Genomic DNA, 19,421 nt, shown 5'->3' with positions numbered 1-19,421 from the left:
GCCCGACCTCTCCAAGGACGACATGACCCAGCACCTCGCCGAAACGCTCTCCACCTCCAGCGGCACCCTGCCCGGCTGGTGGAGAGAAGCGGTGATCTACCAGGTCTATCCGCGCAGCTTCGCCGACTCCAACGGGGACGGCATGGGGGACCTCGAAGGCATCCGCACCCGCCTGCCCTACCTCAAGGAACTCGGCGTCGACGCCGTCTGGCTGAGCCCCTTCTACGCCTCCCCGCAGGCCGACGCCGGCTACGACGTCGCCGACTACCGGGCCATCGACCCCATGTTCGGCAGCCTGCACGACGCCGACGCCGTGATCCGCGAGGCCCACGCGCTCGGGCTGCGCATCATCGTCGACCTCGTCCCCAACCACTGCTCCGACCAGCATGAATGGTTCAAGCAGGCACTCCGCGAAGGCCCCGGCAGCCCGCTGCGCGAACGCTTCCACTTCCGCCCCGGACAGGGCGAGAACGGAGAGCTGCCGCCCAACGACTGGGAATCCCTCTTCGGCGGCCCCTCCTGGACCCGCGTCGCCGACGGCGAGTGGTACCTGCACCTCTTCGCCTCGGAACAGCCCGACTTCAACTGGGAGCACCCCGCCGTCCAGGACGAGTTCCGCTCCATCCTGCGGTTCTGGCTCGACCTCGGCACCGACGGCTTCCGCATCGACGTCGCCCACGGCCTCGTCAAGGCCCCCGGCCTGCCCGACCTCGGCCGCAGCGAACAGCTCAAGCTGCTCGGCAACCAGGTCCTGCCCTTCTTCGACCAGGACGGCGTCCACGAGATCTACCGCTCCTGGCGGACCGTCCTCGACGAATACGCCGGGGACCGCATCGGCGTCGCCGAGGCCTGGACCCCCAGCGCCGACCGCACCGCGCTCTACCTGCGGCCCGACGAGCTCCACCAGGCCTTCAACTTCCACTACCTGAACACCGGCTGGGACGCGGACGCGCTGCGCGCCGCCATCGACGAGTCCCTCGACGCGATGCGACCCGTCGGCGCCCCCACGACGTGGGTGCTGTCCAACCACGACGTGGTGCGGCACGTGACCCGCTACGGCGGCGGGGAGCAGGGCCTCGCCCGCGCGCGGGCGGCGGCGCTGCTGATGCTGGCCCTGCCCGGGTCGGCGTACGTCTACCAGGGCGAGGAGCTGGGCCTGCCCGAGGTCACCGACCTGCCCGACGAGGTCCGCCAGGACCCGTCCTTCTTCAAGGAGAACGGCCAGGAGGGCCTGCGCGACGGCTGCCGCGTACCGATCCCGTGGTCGGGCGCCGAGGCCCCGTACGGCTTCGGCGAGGGCGGCAGCTGGCTGCCCCAGCCCGCCGCGTGGGCGGGGCTGAGCGTCGAGGCGCAGACCGGCGACCCGGCGTCGACGCTGGAGCTCTACCGGACGGCGCTGCGCATCCGCCGCGAGCGGCCGGAACTGGGCGCGGGCGACGCCGTGGAGTGGCTGCCCGCCCCCGCCGGGGTGCTGGCCTTCCGGCGCGGCGGCTTCGTCTGCACCGTCAACACCACGGGCGAGCCCGTACGGATGCCCGCGCCCGGGACGGTGCTGCTCGCCAGCACGGCCCCGGCCGGGGACGCGGACCTGCTCCCGGCCGACAGCGCGGTGTGGTGGCTGGGGTGACCTCCCCGCTCCGGCTGACGGACATCGCCGCGCAGGCCGAGGTCAGCGAGGCGACGGTCAGCCGTGTGCTCAACGGCAAGGCGGGCGTGGCGGCCGGCACCCGGCACCGGGTGCTGGCCGCGCTCGACCTGCTCGGCTACGAGCGGCCCGTACGGCTGAAACGGCGCAGCAACGGGCTGGTGGGCCTGCTCATCCCCGAGCTGACCAACCCGATCTTCCCGGCGTTCGCCCAGGTCATAGAGCAGGCGCTGGCCGGGCACGGCTACACGCCGGTGCTCTGCACGCAGACCCCGGGCGGGGCCACCGAGGACGAGCTGGTGGAGCAGCTGGAGGAACGCGGGGTCACCGGCATCGTGTTCCTGTCCGGCCTGCACGCGGACGCGTCGGCCGACCCCGCGCGCTACCAGCGGCTGGCGGCGCGCGGGGTCCCGTTCGTCCTGATCAACGGCTTCAACGAGGCCATCAGCGCCCCCTTCGTCTCCCCGGACGACCGGGCGGCCGCCGACATGGCCGTGCGGCACCTGGAGGAGCTGGGCCACCGCCGCATCGGCCTCGCGATCGGGCCGACGCGCTACGTCCCCTCCGCCCGCAAGGAGCAGGGCTTCCTCGCGGCCCTGCCCGGCGCGGCGGCCGAGGGGCTGGTCCAGCGCACCCTGTTCACGGTCGAGGGCGGCCACGCGGCGGGCGGCGCCCTGCTGGACCGGGGCTGCACGGGGGTGGTCTGCGCGAGCGACATGATGGCCCTCGGCGTCATCCGCGCGGCCCGCGAACGGGGGCTGCGGGTACCGCAGGACGTCTCGGTGGTCGGCTTCGACGACTCCCCGCTCATCGCCTTCACCGACCCGCCCCTGACCACGGTCCGCCAGCCGGTCCGCGCGATGGCCACGGCGGCGGTCGGCGCCCTCCTGGAAGCGGTGGCCGGCACCCCGGTCCAGCGCACGGAGTACGTCTTCCAGCCGGAACTGGTGGTCAGGGGGTCCACGGGGCCGGTACCCGAGGGGGGTTGAGGGGGCTTCAGGGAGCCCTCCGGCGCGAGCCCGCCATCGCCCCCTCGACCCGTGCGGCTGCCCGGCGCCCTCGAACGCGTCAGGTCGTCCGGGGCGGGTTCGAGGGCGCGGTGGCCGGGGTACCGCAGGTCAGGTCACGGGGCGGGAGGACGCCGGTGGTCAGGTAGGCGCCGAGGGCCCGGTCCGCGCAGGGGTCGGTGCCGTTGACGATGTGTCCCTCGCCTCCGGCGACGGTGACCATCCGGGAGCCGTGCAGGGCGCGGTGCATGGCCCGGGCTCCGGCCAGGGGGGTGCCGGGATCCCACTCGTTCTGCAGGATCAGGGCGCCGACCTCGTTGTCCACCGTCGTCGGGGGCTCGCTGCCCTGCTCCCAGAAGGCGCACGGCTTGATGTTGGACGCGAAATCGCCGTAGAGGGGATGGAGGGCCTTGTCGCGGACCGCGTCGTGGCGGTACCGCTCCGGATCGCGCGGCCACGTGCGGCTGTCGCCGCACAGGACGGCCCAGGCGCTTGACGCGTCGTTGTCCGGGGGGACTTCCCGGGTGGCGGGGGCCACCGCCGAGGGGGCGGCCTTCTTCAGGGCGGCGACCCATTCGGCCGCCTTCTCGACGTGGGCGAACCTGGCGTGCTGCGCGCGGATGCCGTCGCCGGTGAGGGGTGCGCCGGCGGAGTCGACGGGCTCGCGGTCGGCGCGTGCGACCAGGTCCCAGAAGGTCCTGCGGACCTCGGCGGGCGTGCTGCCCAGGCCGTACTCCCTGTCGTGCAGGGCGGTCCATTCGCTCCAGCGGGCGAAGGCGGCGTCGGCCCCCTCGGCCATCCCCTGGAACATGCCCTGCCAGACGCGCGTGGGGTCGGAGGCGCTGTCCAGCACGAACCGGTCGGTGTGCCGGGGGAACATCTGGGCGTAGACGGCGCCGAGGTAGGTGCCGTAGGAGAAACCGAGGTAGGAGATCTTCCGCTCGCCGAGCGCGGCCCGGATGGCGTCCATGTCACGTGCCGTGTTGCGGGTGGTGAGGTGCCGCAGGGAGTCACCTGCCCTCGCCCGGCACTTGGTGGCCACCGTACGGGCCCACTCCACGTCCTTCGCGAACGTCTCGGGCCGGTACGGGCGCTCGTAGTCCTGCTCGTCCGCGGTCAGACCGCAGCTGACGGGAGAGCTCCGCCCGACGCCCCTCGGGTCGAAGCCGATGAGGTCGTAGCGGCTCCGCACTTCCTCGCCGAGGTTCACCGCCGGGTCGACGGGCAGCTCCAGCCCCGGTCCGCCGGGGCCGCCGGGGTTGAGCAGGAGGACTCCCCGGCGTTCCTTCGGGCGGCTCGCCTTCAGGCGGGACATCGCGATGTCGATCTTCCTTCCGCCGGGATCGGCGTAATCCAGCGGCACCGTGAGGGTCGCGCACTGCAGGGCGGCGGGAGTCGACGCGCCGCAGCGCTGCCACCGGGGCTGTGGTGGGGCGGCGGAGGCCGCCGCAGGGGCGGGCGTCGCGAGGAAGGCCGCCGCCGCGACGACCGCGAGGAGGGATGTCGTTCGTCCGGTTCGCATGATGAGGGTTCTCCTGAACTGCGGGTGGACGCCGATCCTGGCCCGCGGGGCGCAGGGCGCGCATCGCGGCAACGCGGGAGGAGAAGCTCCCCCGATCGGGGGAGGCCGGTGGTGAACCGGCTGGTCATACTGGCCGATCATGATCAAAGGAATCCGGCCGCTGCTGCGCGGCTCCACGTACACGGGTGCGCTCTTCGCCTACTGCGGCGTGCTGTTGGGCCTCCCGCTCCCGCTCCTCGCCGCCGTCGCCTGGGCGTTGGCTCCGGGGCCGGCGGGAACCGCCCTGGCCCTGGTGCTCTGGGCCGCGCTGATCGGCGCGGCCGGGCTGGCCCGCACCACGCGGCGGGTGCTGATCGTGGGCGCCCGCCGGCTGCTGGGGGTCCCGTTGCCGGATCCGGTGGCCGCGGGTCCGGGCCGCCCCGACCGTTGGCGGACCCCGCTCTGGCTGCTGCTGCACGTGGTGCTGGGGTGGACGGGGGCGCTGGTGAGCGGGGTGCTGCTGTGCGCGGGCCTGACCCTTCCGGGGGACCGGTTCCGCGCGGAGGCGGGGCTGAGCCTGTTCGGCCGGACGGTACGCGTGGCGGGCGGCGGCCGGGGCAGCTGGGTGGCGGCGATCCTCTGCCTGCTGGTGGCGGCGGCCGGCTGCGTGGCGGTGACCGGTGCCCTGCGGTGGCTGGCGCCGAGGCTGCTGGGGCCGTCGTCGGCCGAGAGGCTCGCGCTGGCGGCCGAGCGGGAGCTGAGGCTGGCCGAACGCAACCGGCTGGCCCGCGAGTTGCACGATTCGATCGGGCACGCGCTGACCGCCACCACCATCCAGGCGGCGGTCGCGGGCGAGGTGATGTCCGCCGATCCGGCGGCGGCGCGGGCCGCCCTGCGCGGCATCGAGGAGTCGGCGCGGGCCGCGCTGGAGGACCTGGACCACGTACTGGGCGTGCTGCGCGAGGAGGAGGCGCCGACGGCGCCGACCCGGACCCTCGCCGACCTGCCCGAGCTGCTGGACCGGTTGCGGCACGCGGGCGCGATGGTGGAGCCGGACCTGTCCGGCGACCTGGCGGGGGTGCGGGGGACGCTCTCCCGGGCGGCGTACCGGATCCTGCAGGAGGCCCTGACCAACGCGTTGCGGCACGGGGCGGGCGGGCCGGTGGAGGTCCGGGTGGCGCTCACGCCGGCCGCGCTGGAGATCGGCGTGGTCAACCGGACCGGGCCGGCCCCGGGTTCCTTCCCCGCGTCGGGGCGCGGTCTGCCCGGTCTGACCGAGCGCGTACGGCTGTTGCACGGTGAGATCGCGGCGGGACCGGACGGGCCGGGGCGCTGGCGGCTGGCGGTCCGTCTGCCGGTCCGGGTGTCGGCATGACCGGCGCCGACGCGGGTCCGGCCCCCGTCACGCTCCTGATCGCCGACGACGACGAGGTGACCCGCAGCGGTCTGTGCACGCTGCTCGCCGCGCAGCCGGGGATCGCGGTGGCCGGGGAGGCCGCCGACGGGGTCGAGGCGGTCGAACGGGCGCGGCTCCTGCGGCCCGACGTGGTCCTGATGGACGTGCGGATGCCGCGCCGCAACGGGATCGAGGCCACCCGGCTGCTGCTGGCCGGGCCGGAGGAACCGCCGAAGGTCGTGGTGATCACCACCTTCGAGAACGACGGCTACGTCACCGCCGCGCTCGGTGCCGGTGCCAGCGGGTTCGTCCTCAAGCGGCTCCCGGTCCGGCAGATCGCGGAAGCGGCACGGGTGGTGGCCGCGGGGGAGGCGGTCCTCTTCCCGGCGGCGCTGCGCCGGATGGTCGCCGCCCGCCCGCGCGGCTCCGCCGAGGCGTTGCCGAGGGCGGCGCTGACGGGGCGGGAGGAAGGGGTGCTGCGGCTGATGGCGACCGGCCTGTCCAACCCGGAGATCGCCGAGTCGCTCACGGTGAGCCTGGAGACGGTGAAGACGCATGTCGGGAACGTGCTCACCAAGCTCGGCGCGCAGAACCGGACCCACGCGGTCGTGATCGCGTACGAGTCCGGTCTGGTGGTGCCGGGGTTCACCGGCTGACGGGCCGGGCCGGGGGGTGGGCCGGAAACAATTCTGCAATCTCTTGCGCAATCTCTTGCAACACGCCTGGGCGGCACCTACGGTCAGCGGCAATCCCCCACCTCTCCGCCAGGAGGCCCCCATGCCCCGCACCGCAACAGGCCGCAGAGCCCGCAGAGTTCCGGGGACCGCGCTCGCCGCAGTCGCCCTCGCCGCCGCCACCCTCACCGCCCAGGCCCCGCAGGCGCAGGCGGCGCCGCCCGGCGGGAAGGACGTGACCGCCGTGCTGTTCGAGTGGCGGTTCGACTCCGTCGCCGCCGCCTGTACCGGCACCCTCGGGCCCGCCGGGTACGGCTACGTCCAGGTGTCGCCGCCCCAGGAGCACATCCAGGGGCCCCAGTGGTGGACCTCGTACCAGCCCGTCAGCTACAAGATCGCCGGACGGCTCGGGGACCGGGCCGCCTTCCAGCGGATGGTCGGCGCCTGCCACGCCGCCGGCGTGAAGGTGGTCGCCGACTCCGTCATCAACCACATGGCCGCCAACGACGGTGTGGGGACGGGGGGTTCCCCGTACACGAAGTACGACTACCCCGGCCTCTACTCCGGCGCCGACATGGACGACTGCCGGGCGACGATCTCCGACTACCGCAACCGGGCCGACGTCCAGAACTGCGAGCTGGTACAGCTCGCGGACCTCGACACCGGGGAGGACTACGTGCGCGGACGGATCGCCGGGTACCTCAACGACCTGCTCTCCCTGGGCGTGGACGGCTTCCGGATCGACGCCGCCAAGCACATGCCCGCCGCCGACCTCGCCGCCATCAAGTCCCGGCTGACCAACCCGGGCGCCTACTGGAAGCAGGAGGCGATATACGGGGCCGGGGAAGCCGTCCAGCCCACCGAGTACCTGGGCAACGGGGACGTGCAGGAGTTCCGCTACGCCCGTGACCTCAAGCGGGTGTTCCAGAGCGAGAACCTCGCCTACCTGAAGAACTTCGGGGAGGCCTGGGGCTACATGCCGGGCGGGCAGGCCGGGGTCTTCGTCGACAACCACGACACCGAGCGCGGCGGCGACACCCTCACCTACAAGAACGGGTCCGACTACACCCTGGCCAACGTCTTCATGCTGGCCTGGCCCTACGGCTCTCCCGACGTCCACTCCGGCTACGAGTGGACCGACCGGGACGCCGGACCCCCCAACGGCGGCACCGTGAACGCCTGTTACGCCGACGGCTGGAAGTGCCAGCACGCCTGGCGCGAGATCTCCTCCATGGTCGCCTTCCGCAACGCGGCCCGCGGCCAGGCCGTCACCGACTGGTGGGACAACGGCGGAGACCAGATCGCCTTCGGCCGCGGCGCCAAGGCCTACGTGGCGATCAACCACGAGACGGCCCCCCTCACCCGCACCTTCCAGACCTCCCTCCCCGCCGGCTCCTACTGCGACGTGCAGAGCGGCCGTCCGGTGAGCGTGGACTCCGGCGGCCGGTTCACCGCCACCCTCGGCGCGGGCACCGCCCTCGCCCTGCACGTGGACGCCCGTACCTGCGCGGCCCCGGCCGCCGGCGCCTCGTTCGCCGTCAACGCCACCACCGTGCCCGGCCAGGACCTCTACGTCACCGGCGACCGCCCCGAGCTCGGCAACTGGAACACCGGCGCCGCCCTCAGGCTCTCCTCCGCCGCCTACCCCGTCTGGAAGCTCGACGCCGCCCTGCCCGCCGGGACCGCCTTCGCCTACAAGTACGTCCGCAAGGACGCCGCCGGGAACGTCACCTGGGAGAGCGGAGCCAACCGCGCCGCCACCGTCCCGGCCAACGGCACGGTCACGCTGACCGACACCTGGCGCAACTGACCCGCCACCCGGCCCACTCCGCCCCGTACCCGAGGAGACCCGCCTTGATACGCCCCGCCGCAGGAGCGCTCGCCGCCGCACTGGCCGTGACGCTCCTGCCCGCCCTCCCCGCGACGGCCGCCGCCGACCGGGCGCCGGTCCCGCCCCCGGACGCGAAACTGGCCGCCGAGCCGGCCCGGCACGACCTCACCCGGGAGCAGTTCTACTTCGTGCTCCCGGACCGCTTCGCGAACGGCGACCCGGGCAACGACCGGGGAGGTCTGACCGGCAGCCGTTCACAGACCGGCCTGGACCCCACGGACAAGGGCTTCTACCAGGGCGGGGACCTCAAGGGGCTCACCGACCGGCTCGACTACATCAAGGGCCTCGGCACCACCGCGATCTGGATGGCGCCGATCTTCAAGAACCAGCCCGTCCAGGGCACCGGAAAGAACGAGTCCGCCGGCTACCACGGTTACTGGATCACCGACTTCACTCAGGTCGACCCGCACTTCGGCACCAACGCCGATCTGACGCGGCTCATCGACACGGCGCACCGCAAGGGGATGAAGGTCTTCTTCGACGTCATCACCAACCACACCGCCGACGTCGTCGACTACCGGGAGGGCTCCCACGACTACCTGTCGAAGGGGGCCTTCCCGTACCTGACGAAGGACGGCGTGCCCTTCGACGACGGCGACTACGGCAAGGACTTCCCCCGGACCGGTCCCGGCACCTTCCCCCGCACCCCCTTCGTGCCCGAGGCGAAGAAGAACCTCAAGGTGCCCGCCTGGCTCAACGACCCGGCGGTGTACCACAACCGGGGCGACTCCACCTTCGCCGGGGAATCCTCCGGGCAGGGTGACTTCTCCGGCCTCGACGACCTGTGGACCGAGCGCCCCGAGGTCGTCGAGGGGATGGAGAAGATCTACGAGAAGTGGGTGAAGGACTTCGCCGTCGACGGTTTCCGCATCGACACCGTCAAGCACGTCGACACCCCCTTCTGGACGCAGTGGGCCACCGCCCTCGACGAGTACGCCGCCCGGCACGGCCGGAAGAACTTCTTCATGTTCGGCGAGGTCTACTCCGCCGACACCGCCGTCACCTCCCCGTACGTGACGTGGGGGCGCCTCGACGCCACGCTCGACTTCCCGCTCCAGGACGCGATCCGCGCGTACGCCTCCCAGGGCGCGGACGCCGGCCGGCTGGGCTCCGTACTGGCCGATGACTACCGGTACACCACGGACAAGGCGAACGCGTACGAGCAGGTCACCTTCCTCGGCAACCACGACATGGGCCGCTTCGGGACCTTCCTGAAGCAGGACCGGCCGGGGGCGGGGGAGCAGGAGCTGCTGGACCGCTACCGGCTCGCCAACGAGCTGATGTTCCTCTCCCGGGGCAACCCGGTGGTCTACTCCGGTGACGAGCAGGGCTTCACCGGATCCGGCGGCGACAAGGACGCCCGCCAGCCGCTGTTCGCCACCCGCATCGCCGACTACCTGGACGACGACCAGCTGGGAACGGAGCGGACGCACGCGAGCGACGCCTATGATCCGGGACACCCGCTCTACCGGCAGATCAGTGCTCTCTCGAAGCTGACGAAGGACCACCCGGCCCTGCGGGACGGCGTCCAGAGCGAACGTTTCGCCGATGGTTCCGTCTACGCCTTCGCCCGCACGGACGCCCGCACCCGCACCGAGTACCTCGTCGCCGCCAACAACGGTGCCGGGGCCCGGACCGTCGAGCTCGACGCCCCGGCCGGTGCCGAGTACCGCACCCTGTACGGCGGCGCCGCCGCCGTGATCCGCTCCTCGGCCGCCGGGAAACTCACCGTCACCGTCCCCGCCCTCGGCTCGGTGGTCCTCCAGGGCACCGCCCCCCTCGCGCCCCCCGCCACGAAGCCCGCCCTGACCCTCAAGGCCCCGGCCGCCGGCGCCACCGGCACCGTCGAACTCTCCGCCGACGTCACCGGCGGCGGCCTGAACCGGGTCGTCTTCGCCGCCCAGACCGGCACCGGCCCCTGGCAGGTCCTCGGCTCCGCCGACCACGCCCCGTACAAGGTCACCCAGCACATCACGGCCCCGGCCGGTACCGCCCTGCGCTACAAGGCCGTCGTCGTCGACGCCTCCGGCCGCACCGCGAGCGCCCTCGCCGGGTCCGTCTCCGGCCAGGTCCCGCCCGCCCCGGTCCCCACCGCCACCCAGCGGGACTACGCGGTCGTCCACTACAACCGCCCCGACGGCGACTACACGGACTGGCGCCTCTACGCCTGGGGCGACCTCGCCGACGGCGAAGCCACCCCCTGGCCCGCCGGCCACGACTTCACCGGCCGCGACGCCTACGGCGCCTTCGCGTACGTCCGGCTCAAGCCCGGCGCCTCCTCCCTCGGCTACCTCGTCATCGACAAGGACGGCACCAAGGACGTCGCCGCCGACCGGACGCTCGACCTGACCAAGACCGGGGAGATCTGGCTCGAACAGGGCAAGGAGGCCGTCCGCACCGACCGCCCCGCCTACCCGCCACAGGACCAGACCAAAGCCGTCCTGCACTACCAGCGCCCCGACGGCGCGTACGACGGCTGGGGCCTGCACGTGTGGACCGGCGCCGCCAACCCCACCGACTGGTCCAAGCCGCTGCTCCCCACCCGCACCGACTCCTACGGCGCGGTCTACGAGGTCCCCCTCGCCCCCGGCGCCACCAGCCTGAGTTACATCCTCCACGAGGGCGACGAGAAGGACCTCCCCACCGACCAGTCCCTCGACCTCAAGGCCACCGGCCACGAGGTGTGGATGCTGGGCGGCCGCGCCCCCTACCTGCTCCCGCAGCCCGCCGGATCGGCCGCCGCCCTCGACCTCACCAAGGCCGAAGCCGTCTGGATCGACCGCGACACCCTCGCCTGGAACGCCCCCGCGGCCGCCGCCTCCACCCAGCTCCTCGCCTCCCCGGAGGGCCGGATCACCACGGACGGCGGCGTCCTGCACGAGGGCGGCGCCGCGTGGCTGCGGCTGGCCCGGACCGAGCTCACCCCCGCCCAGAAGCAGAAGTTCCCGCACCTGGCCCCGTACACCGCCTTCACCGTCGACCCCCGCGACCGCGGCCGGGTCCGCGAAGCCCTGCGCGGGCAGCTCGTCGCGAGCGCCCGCGCCGCCAACGGAGCCGTCCTCGCCGCCACCGGCGTCCAGCTCGCCGGCGTACTCGACGACCTCTACAGCAACAACGCCCCTCTCGGCCCCGTCTTCAAGGACGGCCGCCCCACCCTCTCCGTCTGGGCCCCCACCGCCCGCCAGGTCTCCCTCGAACTCGACGGCCGCACCGTCCCCATGCGCCGCGACGACGCCACCGGCGTCTGGTCGGTGCGCGGCGAACGCTCCTGGACCGGCAAGCCCTACCGCTACGCCGTCACCGTCTGGGCGCCCAGCACCCGCCAGATCGTGCGCAACCTGGTCACCGACCCCTACTCCACCGCCCTGACCACCGACTCCACGTACAGCCTGGCCGTCGACCTGGCCGACCCGAAGCTCGCCCCGCCCGGCTGGCGCGACCTGCGCAAGCCCGCCCCCGTCCCCTTCAACAACGCGCAGATCCAGGAACTCCACATCCGCGACTTCTCCGTCGCGGACGCCACCAGCAAGCACCCCGGCCAGTACCTGGCCTTCACCGACACCGACTCCGCCGGCATGCGCCACCTGCGCGAACTGGCCGCCTCCGGCACCTCCTACGTCCACCTGCTCCCGGCCTTCGACTTCGGCACCGTCCCCGAGAACCCGAAGGACCGCACCGCACCCGCCTGCGACCTCAAGGTCTACGCCCCCGACTCCGAGTCCCAGCAGGCCTGCGTGGCGGCCGCCGCCGCGAAGGACGGCTTCAACTGGGGCTACGACCCGCTGCACTACACCGTCCCCGAGGGGTCGTACGCCAGTGACCCCAACGGAACGGCCCGCACCGTCGAGTTCCGCAGGATGGTCCAGGCCCTGGGCGGGGCCGGTCTGCGGACCGTGATGGACGTGGTCTACAACCACACCGTCGCCTCCGGGCAGTCCGACAAGTCCGTCCTCGACCGCATCGTGCCCGGCTACTACCAGCGCCTCCTCGCGGACGGCAGCGTCGCCAGCTCCACCTGCTGCTCCAACACCGCCCCCGAGAACGCCATGATGGGCCGCCTCGTCGTCGACTCCGTCGTCACCTGGGCCAAGGAGTACAAGGTCGACGGCTTCCGCTTCGACCTGATGGGCCACCACCCGAAGGCGAACATCCTGGCCGTCCGCAAGGCCCTCGACGAGCTCACCCCCGCCAAGGACGGGGTCGACGGGAAGAAGATCGTCCTCTACGGGGAGGGCTGGAACTTCGGCGAGGTCGCCGACGACGCCCGCTTCGTCCAGGCCACCCAGAAGAACATGGCCGGCACCGGCATCGCCACCTTCTCCGACCGCGCCCGCGACGCCGTGCGCGGCGGCGGCCCCTTCGACGAGGACCCGCGCGTCCAGGGCTTCGCGTCCGGACTGTTCACCGCCCCCAACGGGTCCCCGGCGAACGGCACCCCGGCCGAGCAGCGCGCCCGCCTCCTGCACGACCAGGACCTGATCAAGATCGGGCTCTCCGGCAACCTGGCCCCGTACGTCTTCACGGACTCCACCGGCCGCCGGGTCAAGGGCTCCGAGGTGGACTACAACGGCGCCCCCGCCGGCTACGCGGCCGCCCCCGGCGACGCCCTCGCCTACGTGGACGCCCACGACAACGAATCCCTCCACGACGCGCTGGCCTACAAACTCCCGGCGGGGACGTCCACCGCCGACCGGGCCCGCGCACAGGTCCTCGCCATGGCCACGGCCGCCCTCTCCCAGGGCCCGGCCCTCTCCCAGGCCGGCAGCGACCTGCTCCGCTCGAAGTCCCTGGACCGCAACTCCTTCGACAGCGGCGACTGGTTCAACGCCATCCACTGGGACTGCCGGGCCGGCAACGGCTTCGGCCGGGGCCTGCCGCCCGCCGCCGACAACCGCGCCAAGTGGCCCTACGCGAAACCTCTGCTCACCGCGGCCGTCCCCGGCTGCGCCGACATCGACGGGGCCTCGGCCGCCTACCGCGACCTGCTGCGCGTACGGACGACGGAACCGGCCTTCGCCCTGACCACGGCCACCGCCGTGCAGGAGCGGCTGGGCTTCCCGCTGTCGGGCCCCGAGGAGACCCCGGGCGTGATCACGATGACCCTCGGCGACCTCGTCGTGGTCTTCAACGCCACCCCGGACGAGCGGACCCAGCGCGTCCCGGCCCTCGCCGGGACCCGCTACGCGCTGCACCCGCTCCAGGCGGGCGGCTCGGACCCGGTGGTGAAGCGGTCCGGGTACGACGCGGGGACGGGAGCGTTCACCGCCCCGGCGCGGACGGTCGCCGTGTTCAAGAAGTCCTGACCGCGGGCGGGACGGGGCGGTGCCGGCCGCGGTCCGGCACCGTCCCGCCCGCCCCTCGGGGTCAGACCCAGATGCGGACGGCTTCCATCCGCCGCGACTGGCCGGTGGTGCCCACGTAGACCGGGTTCCCGCTGACCGCGTTCAGCCAGCCGTAGTCCGCCACGTGCGCCTGCGCGGCCACGCTGCCGTTGCCGACCTGGAGGCCCAGTGCCTCCATGCGCCGCGACTGGCCGGTGGTGCCGACCGTCACGGCCTTGCCGTCGGCGGCGCACGCCCAGCCCTGCCACCCGATGTCCGCCAGGTGGGCGTTGGCACAGACACCGCCCGTGCCGCTGGTCGCGATCACCGCCGCCTCCATCCGGCGGCTCTGCCCGGTGGTCCCGGCGACCGCGCCGTCACACACCGCGCCCTGCCATCCGATGCCCTCGACGTGGGCGGCGTAACAGACCGTGCGGGCGGCCGGGGCCAGCGACTTCTGCCGGGCGGCCGCCGCCTGCACGTCCGCGATCACCGACGCGGGAGCCTCGACGGCCTTCGCCGGAGCCGCCGCCGAAGGAGCCGGGGCGGGCGCGGACGGCTGGGTCTGGGCGGTGGCCACCCCCGTGGCCCCCAGCACCCCCGCCAGCGTGACGCCCAGCACGACTCCGGCGGCCCTGCTCATGGAATTCCTCATGGTGTTCCCCTCCTGGTACCGACTGGTCGAGACCATCTCTACCGGCGCCCCGGAGCCCGCCGATACCGGTTGCGGGCTTTGCAACCGAAAGGGGACAAAACATGGCGCACGCCGCATACTTGCGCGCGCGGGACCGGCTGTGCCTCAGACGTCGAGCCGCAGCTCCAGCAGGACCACCCCGTACACCCGGCCGTCCTTGCCCTGCTTCGTGGGGAATTCACCGACGACCCGGTAGCCCGCGTCCCGGTAGTACGCCAGCAGCCGCGGGTTGGACGACACGCAGTCCAGGCGCGCCCGCTCCCGCCCGGTCCGGGCGATCCGCCGCTCCGCGTGATCGAGGATTCGCAGTCCGGTGCCCGGGGGAGCGGCCTCCCGCTCCACCATCAGCCGGTGCACGTAGCCCGCCACCGGCGGCTGGACCCCCCAGGCGTCCTCGTCGGACCACCACAGCTCGTACGCGCCCACGACCCGGCCGTCGGCGTCCTCGGCGAGCCACACCTCGCCGTCGCGCATCACGGCGCGGAAGTGCGCGGTGTCCTTGTCGCCCGGCTTCCACTGGTCGATCCCCTGCTTGCGCATCCACCGGGCCGCCTGGTCGTACAGCTTCACCAGCGTGCCGGCGTCCTTCTCCCCGGCCTGCCGGAACAAGATCCCGTCGTCAATGATCACGCGGGCATTATCGCCTCCGGGACCCGGCCCTCACCCTCCCGAGGGAGGCCCCGGCACCAGCCCGGCCAGCCGCCCCACCAGCTCACCGAAGGGCCCGTCGGCCGGCTCGTCGGCCAGGATCCGTACGAGGATGCCGGCCATCTCCGCGTCGTACGCGGCGCTCACCGCGGCCAGCGCCGCGAAGTCGTGCACCAGCTGCAGCTCCAGCTCGGCCCGCGGGATCCGGCGGCCGTCCAGCCAGATCAGCGCCGTCGACTCTGCCAGCGACACCCAGGACCGCACCACGAGCTCCAGCCGCGCGGGCGGCGCCACGATGCCGAGGTGGCTGACGATCTGCTCGTACGCCGCCTGCCGCACCTCGTCGATCATCGCGTTGGTCCGGCTGCTGCCGACCGCCGGACCGCCGCGCATCAGCGCCGAGAAACCGGGCCCGTGGTCGTCGACGAACGCGAAGAACCGGCCCATCACCCGCAGCAGCCGCGCCCCCAACGGGCCCTCGTGGGGCTCGCGGAACCGATCGGCCAGCTCGTCGGCGGCCCGTCGCAGCGCGGCTTCGTACAGGCTCAGCTTGCCGGGGAAGTAGTGGTAGACCAGCGGCCGCGATATCCCGGCGGCCGCCGCGATCTCGTCGATCGACACATCGTCGGGCGACCGGTTGCTGAACAGCTCCAGGGCGACCCCGATCAGCTGCTGCCGCCGCTCCTCGACACCCATTCTGCGTCGCACCCCGGTTGTCATGCCGACACCCTACTTCTCCCCGCGGGCGGGGAGTCCCCTGCGCCGTCGCTACAGGTCCAGGGCCAGCCGCCCGCCCGCCGCCCGCGAGACGCACAGCAGCATCGAGTCCGCGCGCTCCGCGTCGGTGAGGAGTTCGTCGCGGTGCTCCACCTCGCCCTCCAGGACCCGGTGCCGGCAGGTTCCGCAGAAACCCTGCTCGCAGGAGTACGGGGTGGCGGGCAGCGCCCGGCGCACCGCCGTCAGGGCGGATTCACCGGCCGCGACCTCGACGGTTGCGCCCGAGCGGCGCAGTTCCACGGTGAAGGGCCGCGCCGGGCCGGGCGCCGCCGGGGCGAACCGCTCCAGGTGCACCGCCGAGGGGGCGGCGGCCTCCGTCACGGCCCGCATCAGCGGTTCGGGCCCGCAGCAGTAGACCGGGGTGCCCGGCGCCGTCCGGGCGAGCGCGCCCAGGTCGGGCAGGCCCGTCTCGTCCTGCGGCGCGATCGTGACCCGGTCCCCGTAGACGGCGAGTTCGGGCAGGAACGGCATCGAGGCGCGCGAACGCCCCCCGTACAGCAGGGTCCAGTCGGCGCCCGCCGCAGTGGCCGCGCGGAGCATGGGCAGGATCGGGGTGATCCCGATGCCGCCCGCGACGAACGCGTAGGACGGGGCGGGGAGCAGCGCGAACCGGTTGCGCGGCGGCCGCAGTTCCAGCAGCGCCCCCTCCACCAGCCGGGCGTGCGCCTCGCGCGAGCCCCCGCGGCCGTCCTCGACGAGCCGGACCGCGATGGTGTACCGCCCGGCATCGGCCGGGTCCCCGCACAGCGAGTACTGGCGCACCAGCCCCGAGGGCAGCACGAGGTCGACGTGGGCGCCCGGGGTCCACGCCGGCAGCGGGTCCGTCGGCGACGCCGACTCCAGCGTCAGCAGCACGACCCCGTCGGCCGGTTCGCGGCGGACGGTGACGCGGGCCCGCAGCAGCCGGCGCGGGGAGTGGCCCGACACCGGGGTCTCCAGGGCGGGGAGCGGCCACAGCGGGGAGCGGCCTATCCGGGCGCGCAGCGCCCGCCGGGTCAGTACGGCGGCACCCGCCAGCGCCGTCACGGCGAGGGTCCGCTTCACGGCCGCACCCCGCCGTTCGCGCCGGGAGAGGCGGCCAGGTAGGCCACCGCCTGGGCCGTGGAGCCCTCCTGGGAGGGGTGGTAGGCGCGGGAGAGGTAGGTCGGGATCGACTTCAGCATCGCCCCCGCGGAGGGCAGCACCCCCTGCTGTCCGGCCCGGAGGAACTGGCCGAGGGAGGCCTTCGCGGCGGGCAGCGAGGGGTCGTTCTCCATGAAGAAGCGGGCGCCGCGCTGCCAGAGGAAGACCAGGGCGGTGAAGGCGGTGGCCCAGGTCCGGGCCCGGCGGCGGTAGTTGCCGTCGACGTGCATGAAGAGGTCGAAGGCCACCGAACGGTGCTCGACCTCCTCCGCGCCGTGCCAGCGCAGCAGGTCCAGCATCATCGGGTCCGCGCCGCGGCGGTCGAGTTCCGCCGCGTTGAGGACCCAGTCGCCCAGGAACGCCGTGTAGTGCTCGATGGCGGCGATCATCGCGACCCGCTCCATCAGCCACCACCGGCGGGCCCTGCCGGGCGGCAGGGTCCGGTCGCCGAGCAGCTTCTCGAACAGCCAGTCCACCTGGGCGGTGTACGGGGTGGGGTCCAGGCCGAGGCGCCTCAGGTGGGGGAGGACGTCGTCGTGCGCGGTGGCGTGCATCGCCTCCTGCCCGATGAAGCCGATGACGTCCTCGCGCAGCCGCTCGTCCGTGATGTAGGGGAGCACCTGCTTGTAGACGTGCACGAACCAGCGTTCACCGGCGGGCAGCAGCAGGTGCAGCACGTTGATGGTGTGCCCGGCGAAGGGGTCGCCGGGCAGCCAGTGGAGCGGGGTGTCCTCCCAGGCGAAGGACACGTTCCGCGCGTGGAGGTCCGTGTGTTCCGTCTTCACGGGGACGGGCGCGAGCGGCCTATTAGACATGGCGTCAATGTACTGATGGGTACGGGAGAGGAAAACCCCTCGGGCGCCACGAATAAGAGCAACCGCCACCGACCCGCGGCCGACGCGGCCCGCCCCCAGGGGCGCGGGGAACTGTGCGCCCAGCCACCACCGGCCCGCATCCGACGGACAGCCCCGGCCTCCCCCGGCCCCGGAACCTAGCGGAGCACCCCGGCCTTCGTGCCGTCCGTCAGCTTTCCCGACAGGTCCACCTGCGCGCCCTCCTGCGCCTTCACGGCCAGCCGGTTGCCGTTCGCCGACCCGCTCACCCCGCCACCGGACACCGACAGCGACGCGAACTGCGCGCTGCCCGCCGCCAGGACGTACCACTGACCCGCGTGGGACTTCCACAGCACCCCGGCCAGCACCCGCGGCTCCCGGGGCCCGCACGCCGCCGAGCCCTCCGCCTTGGCCGCCTGGGCCGCGAGCGGCGCACCCGGCGCCAGGAACTGCGCCTGCACCCGGTCGGCCGTGCCCTGCCAGGTCTCCGCCCGGGTGCACAGCCAGGTGGCCGCCCCGTCGCCCTCGGGCAGCGGCTGCTTCGCGTACGTCCAGGCGTTGACCGTGCGCACCCCGTGCGAGCGCACCGAGGGCAGCAGGCACGCGATCCGCGCCCACTCGCCCAGCTCCGCGGCCTCCGTGACGTCGCGCGCCGCACCCGGGGCGCCCGAGGTGAGCCGGGCCGGGGGCAGCTCGCCCAGGTCCGTCACCAGCCGGGTCGCCCCGTCCCCGGTCAGCGACAGCGCGTTCCAGCTCGTACAGCTCCCGCCCGGCGCGGGCCCCAGCACCGGCGGGGTGATCCCCTCAGGGGTGAGCTTCAGCGCCGTCGGGGCCTCGGCGGGCTTGAGGAGGTCGCGCAGCGCGGCCCCGGTGACCCAGGGGGCCGTCAGGTAGCGGACGTTGTTGTCGACGCGGCTGAGCACCAGCCCCGTCGCCGTGTCCGCCGACGCCCCGTCCGTCCGGGCGAAGTCCAGGGCCGCGCCCGCCGTTCCGGAGCGCGGCTCCGCATAGCGGACCACGCGCAGCCCGTCGTACAGCAGGACCACCACGGCCTGGTCGACGACGCCCGCGAACAGCAGCTGCGGCGGGCCCATCGGCGGCCCCGACGGGGTGCCCGGGGTGGCCGAGACCACCACCGCCTTGCCGGGCCGGGCCCACACCGCCAGCGCCCGGCGCAGCAGCTCCGTGTCCTCGGCGCGGTCGCCGCGCGCGGGCCAGGCGGAGAAGTCCGTACGGGAGGAGGTGCGCCACACGGTGGGCGCGACCCGTACCAGCAGCCCCGGATCCAGGGCCTGTTCCGCCGCCGCGTTGCGCGCGTACGGCGGGGCGGCGGGCCCGTCGGAGCCCCAGCCGCCGCCCGGCAGCGCGAGCAGCGCCCCGCACACCGCGAGGGCCGCCGCCCCGGCCAGCGAGGTCCGCGCGAACCGGCGCCGGCGCAACAGGTCGGTGGGCCGGGCCTGGAGCACGCACGGGTCGAACTCGGGGGAGGCGAACAGGGCGTCGTGCGCCGGATCCCCGGACTCCGCGACGGCCGCCCCGGGATCGGCGACCCCGGCCTCGGCGAGCACCCGGAGCACCTCCGCCTCCGTGAGCCCCTCCAGCGCCCGCAGGACGCAGGCCGCCCTCCCCGGGCCGTTGAGCGTGGCCAGCCACTGGTCCAGGGCCAGCTCCTCGGCCCCGCCGGCGCGCGGGAACAGCCGCAGCCCCCACACGCGGGGCAGCGGCGAGGGCAGCTGCCCGCGCAGCGGGAGCGCCCGGAACGTCAGCGGGATCCCCGCCTCCAGGGCGGAGCGCAGCACGCGCAGCCGTACGTACGCGTACCCCGACTCGGCCCCGCCCGCCCCGCCGCGGGGGGCCGGGACCCCCCCCCGCCCCTCCCCGGTAACCGCCCCCCGCCCCCCGCCCACATCGG

At 73.9% G+C, this 19,421-nt stretch carries 13 protein-coding genes; 6 read left to right on the top strand and 7 right to left on the bottom strand.

Going from position 1 to position 19,421, the window contains the following annotated elements:
• Positions 1–22 precede the first annotated feature (22 nt).
• Positions 23–1,627: a glycoside hydrolase family 13 protein gene (locus ACEPPI_RS20755; protein ID WP_373916735.1), complete on the top strand. Its 1,605-nt coding sequence runs from the start codon at positions 23–25 to the stop codon at positions 1,625–1,627.
• On the top strand, positions 1,615–2,634 hold the full coding sequence (locus ACEPPI_RS20750; RefSeq protein WP_373916734.1) for a LacI family DNA-binding transcriptional regulator: 1,020 nt from the start codon (positions 1,615–1,617) through the stop codon (positions 2,632–2,634). The genes ACEPPI_RS20755 and ACEPPI_RS20750 overlap by 13 nt, the downstream gene beginning before the upstream one ends.
• Before the next feature lie 79 nt (positions 2,635–2,713).
• On the opposite strand, the gene ACEPPI_RS20745 is transcribed toward ACEPPI_RS20750, so the two are convergent.
• Entirely contained in the window at positions 2,714–4,174 is a 1,461-nt protein-coding gene (locus ACEPPI_RS20745; RefSeq protein WP_373916733.1) for an alpha/beta hydrolase, read from the bottom strand.
• Between the two features lie 139 nt (positions 4,175–4,313).
• Between ACEPPI_RS20745 and ACEPPI_RS20740 the strand changes: the two genes are divergently transcribed.
• The 4 genes from ACEPPI_RS20740 (at position 4,314) to pulA (ending at position 13,417) form a co-directional block, all read left to right on the top strand.
• Entirely contained in the window at positions 4,314–5,528 is a 1,215-nt protein-coding gene (locus ACEPPI_RS20740) for a sensor histidine kinase (protein WP_373916732.1), read from the top strand.
• Positions 5,525–6,205: a response regulator gene (locus ACEPPI_RS20735; RefSeq protein ID WP_373916731.1), complete on the top strand. Its 681-nt coding sequence runs from the start codon at positions 5,525–5,527 to the stop codon at positions 6,203–6,205. Before ACEPPI_RS20740 ends, ACEPPI_RS20735 begins: the two co-directional genes overlap by 4 nt.
• A gap of 121 nt (positions 6,206–6,326) precedes the next feature.
• Entirely contained in the window at positions 6,327–8,033 is a 1,707-nt protein-coding gene (locus tag ACEPPI_RS20730) for a carbohydrate-binding module family 20 domain-containing protein (protein ID WP_373916730.1), read from the top strand.
• A 44-nt stretch (positions 8,034–8,077) separates the two neighbouring features.
• Positions 8,078–13,417, top strand: coding sequence for a pullulanase-type alpha-1,6-glucosidase (gene pulA, locus ACEPPI_RS20725; protein WP_373916729.1), 5,340 nt, complete (start codon positions 8,078–8,080; stop codon positions 13,415–13,417).
• A gap of 61 nt (positions 13,418–13,478) precedes the next feature.
• On the opposite strand, the gene ACEPPI_RS20720 is transcribed toward pulA, so the two are convergent.
• From ACEPPI_RS20720 to ACEPPI_RS20695, 6 genes are all read right to left on the bottom strand, one after another.
• A complete protein-coding gene (locus ACEPPI_RS20720) occupies positions 13,479–14,090 on the bottom strand; it encodes a polysaccharide deacetylase (RefSeq protein ID WP_373916728.1) in 612 nt (203 codons plus the stop codon).
• A 144-nt stretch (positions 14,091–14,234) separates the two neighbouring features.
• On the bottom strand, positions 14,235–14,759 hold the full coding sequence (locus ACEPPI_RS20715; protein ID WP_373916727.1) for an N-acetyltransferase family protein: 525 nt from the start codon (positions 14,757–14,759) through the stop codon (positions 14,235–14,237).
• Positions 14,760–14,789: 30 nt separating this feature from the next.
• Positions 14,790–15,497: a TetR/AcrR family transcriptional regulator gene (locus ACEPPI_RS20710; protein ID WP_373916726.1), complete on the bottom strand. Its 708-nt coding sequence runs from the start codon at positions 15,495–15,497 to the stop codon at positions 14,790–14,792.
• 48 nt (positions 15,498–15,545) lie between these two features.
• Positions 15,546–16,598 carry a 2Fe-2S iron-sulfur cluster-binding protein gene (locus ACEPPI_RS20705; protein WP_373916725.1) on the bottom strand — a complete coding sequence of 351 codons (1,053 nt, stop codon included), beginning with the start codon at positions 16,596–16,598 and terminating at the stop codon, positions 15,546–15,548.
• Positions 16,595–17,491: a metal-dependent hydrolase gene (locus ACEPPI_RS20700; RefSeq protein WP_373916724.1), complete on the bottom strand. Its 897-nt coding sequence runs from the start codon at positions 17,489–17,491 to the stop codon at positions 16,595–16,597. The genes ACEPPI_RS20705 and ACEPPI_RS20700 overlap by 4 nt, the downstream gene beginning before the upstream one ends.
• Before the next feature lie 176 nt (positions 17,492–17,667).
• Positions 17,668–19,421: hypothetical protein (locus tag ACEPPI_RS20695; protein ID WP_373916723.1), on the bottom strand; the 1,754-nt coding region annotated here is incomplete at its 5' end.

The organism is Streptomyces sp. AB3(2024), from assembly GCF_041862025.1.
Classification (GTDB): domain Bacteria; phylum Actinomycetota; class Actinomycetes; order Streptomycetales; family Streptomycetaceae; genus Streptomyces.
The sequence above is the reverse complement of the archived record's forward strand: the minus strand, read 5'-3'. Positions and strand labels throughout refer to the sequence as shown.